At 44.5% G+C, this 2872-nt stretch carries 3 protein-coding genes; all 3 read left to right on the plus strand.

The features are described 5' to 3' along the window. The first annotated feature begins 126 nt into the window (after positions 1 to 126). Complete coding sequence (gene ilvD, locus LC574_RS33995) at positions 127 to 1812, plus strand: dihydroxy-acid dehydratase (protein ID WP_229458010.1); 1686 nt, start codon at positions 127 to 129, stop codon at positions 1810 to 1812. A 214-nt stretch (positions 1813 to 2026) separates the two neighbouring features. After that, positions 2027 to 2404, plus strand: coding sequence for a hypothetical protein (locus LC574_RS34000; RefSeq protein WP_229458011.1), 378 nt, complete (start codon positions 2027 to 2029; stop codon positions 2402 to 2404). A 31-nt stretch (positions 2405 to 2435) separates the two neighbouring features. Next, positions 2436 to 2762, plus strand: a complete 327-nt coding sequence (locus tag LC574_RS34005; RefSeq protein ID WP_229458012.1) for a caspase family protein — start codon at positions 2436 to 2438, stop codon at positions 2760 to 2762. The last annotated feature ends 110 nt before the right edge of the window (positions 2763 to 2872 follow it).

Raw genomic sequence — 2872 nt, forward strand, 5'->3', positions numbered from 1 at the left:
AACACAAGCACATTTGAGAAATAGAGAATTACCAATGCTGAATCATGCTCGATCGCGCCACGTATACATGAGAAAATCAGGTAATACAATCGCAATACAAGCGATGAGGCCAGGGAAGGAAAAAAGATGTCAGAGAATTTAAGAAGCCAAATTGTAACGCAAGGGGTGCAGCGATCGCCTAATCGAGCTATGCTGCGGGCAGTTGGTTTTAAAGATGAAGATTTCAATAAAGCCATTGTGGGTATTGCCAACGGTTACAGTACGATCACTCCCTGTAATATGGGGATAAATCAACTGGCGCTCATAGCAGAGGCTGGTATAAAATCTGCCGGGGCAATGCCGCAAGTGTTCGGCACAATTACCATTAGCGATGGGATTTCGATGGGAACTGAAGGGATGAAATATTCCCTAGTGTCGCGGGAAGTCATTGCCGATTCCATTGAAACCGCCTGTACTGGACAAAGTATGGATGGTGTGCTGGCGATTGGCGGTTGTGATAAAAATATGCCCGGGGCAATGCTGGCGATCGCCCGGATGAATATCCCTGCTATCTTTGTTTACGGTGGCACAATTAAACCCGGTCACTACAACGGGCGCGATTTAACTGTTGTCAGTTCTTTTGAAGCTGTTGGTCAATACAGTGCTGGAAAAATTGACGACAAGGAATTATTAGAAGTTGAAAGTCGGGCTTGTCCTGGTGCTGGTTCCTGTGGGGGAATGTTCACGGCTAACACCATGTCTTCAGCATTTGAAGCGCTGGGGATGAGTTTGCCCTATTCTTCGACAATGGCAGCCGAAGATGCCGAAAAAGCCGACAGTACGGAAAAATCAGCTTTTGTATTAGTCGAAGCTATCCGCAAACAAATCTTGCCCCGCCAAATTATCACCCGCAAATCTATAGAGAATGCCATCTCTGTGATTATGGCAGTGGGTGGTTCAACCAATGCGGTGTTGCATTTCTTAGCGATCGCCCGCGCCGCTAATGTAGAGTTAACGCTAGATGACTTTGAAACTATCCGCGCCCGTGTTCCCGTTTTGTGTGATTTAAAACCAAGCGGTAAATATGTAGCTACAGATTTGCACAAAGCTGGTGGCATTCCCCAAGTCATGAAAATGCTACTTGTGCATGACTTATTACATGGTGATAGCCTCACTATCACTGGTCAAACGATTGCAGAGATATTGGCAGATATACCAGAAGAACCATCCGCCAATCAAGATGTGATTCGGACTTGGAATAACCCGATGTATTCCCAAGGACACTTAGCTATTCTCAGAGGTAATTTGGCAACAGAAGGGGCTGTAGCTAAAATTACCGGGGTGAAAAAACCAGTAATTACCGGCCCCGCACGCGTATTTGAATCGGAAGAAGCCTCTTTAGATGCAATTTTGGCCGGTAAGATTCAAGCTGGTGATATTCTAGTCATCCGTTACGAAGGGCCAAAGGGCGGGCCTGGGATGCGCGAAATGTTGGCTCCCACCTCAGCAATTATCGGTGCTGGTTTGGGCGATGCGGTGGGATTAATTACCGACGGACGCTTTTCTGGCGGTACTTACGGTATGGTGGTTGGTCATGTTGCTCCAGAAGCAGCAGTTGGTGGTGCGATCGCTCTTGTAGAAGAAGGCGATAGTATTACTATTGATGCACCCGCTCGTTTGTTGCAGTTGAATATATCGGAAGCAGAATTGGCTCGTCGTCGTGCTAACTGGCAACCTCCGGCTCCGCGTTACACTAAAGGCGTGTTGGCGAAGTATGCCTTTTTGGTATCTTCTAGCAGTATCGGTGCTGTGACAGATTTGGACTTGTTTTAGTTAACCTGACGTAATAGACATCTGGTGAACAAGAATGTAGAGACGTAGCAGTGCTACGTCTTTTTGATTTCTAGTAATTTTTACTTAAATTTTATGAGTTTTTGCAAAAATATTGATGAAGTTTCAGGAAATTTACATAGCAGCTATGATGTCAATAGAGAAATCACGGCAATATAGTTGACAGTCAACTGCTTAAAACTGAAAAGGGTACAAAATGAGTTCTGAATCTAACGTCAAACTGACCATTGCTCTTTCTAATCCCAGCTTAGATGCAGAAGAGCAAGAACGGGAAACGCGGAATCTGCTACGAGAAATCAAAGAGTTAGATGTAGAAAGTGCAGAACTAGTGGGAGTTGCAGAAATACCTGAAGGAGCTAAATCTGTTGGAGGCTTTTTGTTGGGTGTATTGCAAGCTGAGGTGAGCCTTGCCAATTTTAAGAAATTGTTGGGATTTTTGGGCGATCGCTTGGGTAACAAAAGCATTGAATTGGAAGTCGAAGCCAACGGAAAAAAGCTGAAAGTTAAAGCCAGTAGCCAGCAAGAACTAATGACCGCGATTGCAGCAGCGCAAAACTTTGTAGCAGAAATTTGAGACATCTTACAACATAAGAGAGCATAATAAGATGAAGAAATTAGCACTGCTAATAGGGGTCAGTGAGTACAAGCATGGTCTTAGCTCATTGCCTGCGGCGACAAGAGATGTCGAGACAATGCAGCGAGTTTTGTTACACCCGGAGATTGGCGGTTTTGATAACATAACACCGCTGGTAAATCCTCAACGGCAAGCAATGGCAGAAGCCATAGAAACTATGTTTGATGGTCGTCAAAAAGATGACCTCGTGCACAAAGCTAGCTGGTACTGCTGTTGCCTTAACCAGTACTCCTTTGTCAGTTTTGGAAGTGTTACGAGTAGCAAAATAAAGTTTACCACTCTCGTCTTTTCTCCTTAGATGCTTTTTTGATTAGATGTTCTGCATTCCTCAAAAACTTCGGAGCGTCGATTTGTTGATGATTCTCGCCATCAGTGATTGATAATGCAGAATTACAGCCTAAATCAATA

Source organism: Nostoc sp. CHAB 5715 (genome assembly GCF_020829685.1).
Lineage (GTDB): Bacteria > Cyanobacteriota > Cyanobacteriia > Cyanobacteriales > Nostocaceae > Nostoc.

Excerpts from the sequence above, each read along its gene's own strand:
- ilvD (WP_229458010.1), top strand. The coding sequence starts at position 127 with ATGTCAGAGAATTTAAGAAGCCAAATTGTAACGCAAGGGGTGCAGCGA.
- LC574_RS34000 (WP_229458011.1), top strand. The coding sequence starts at position 2,027 with ATGAGTTCTGAATCTAACGTCAAACTGACCATTGCTCTTTCTAATCCC.
- LC574_RS34005 (WP_229458012.1), top strand. The coding sequence starts at position 2,436 with ATGAAGAAATTAGCACTGCTAATAGGGGTCAGTGAGTACAAGCATGGT.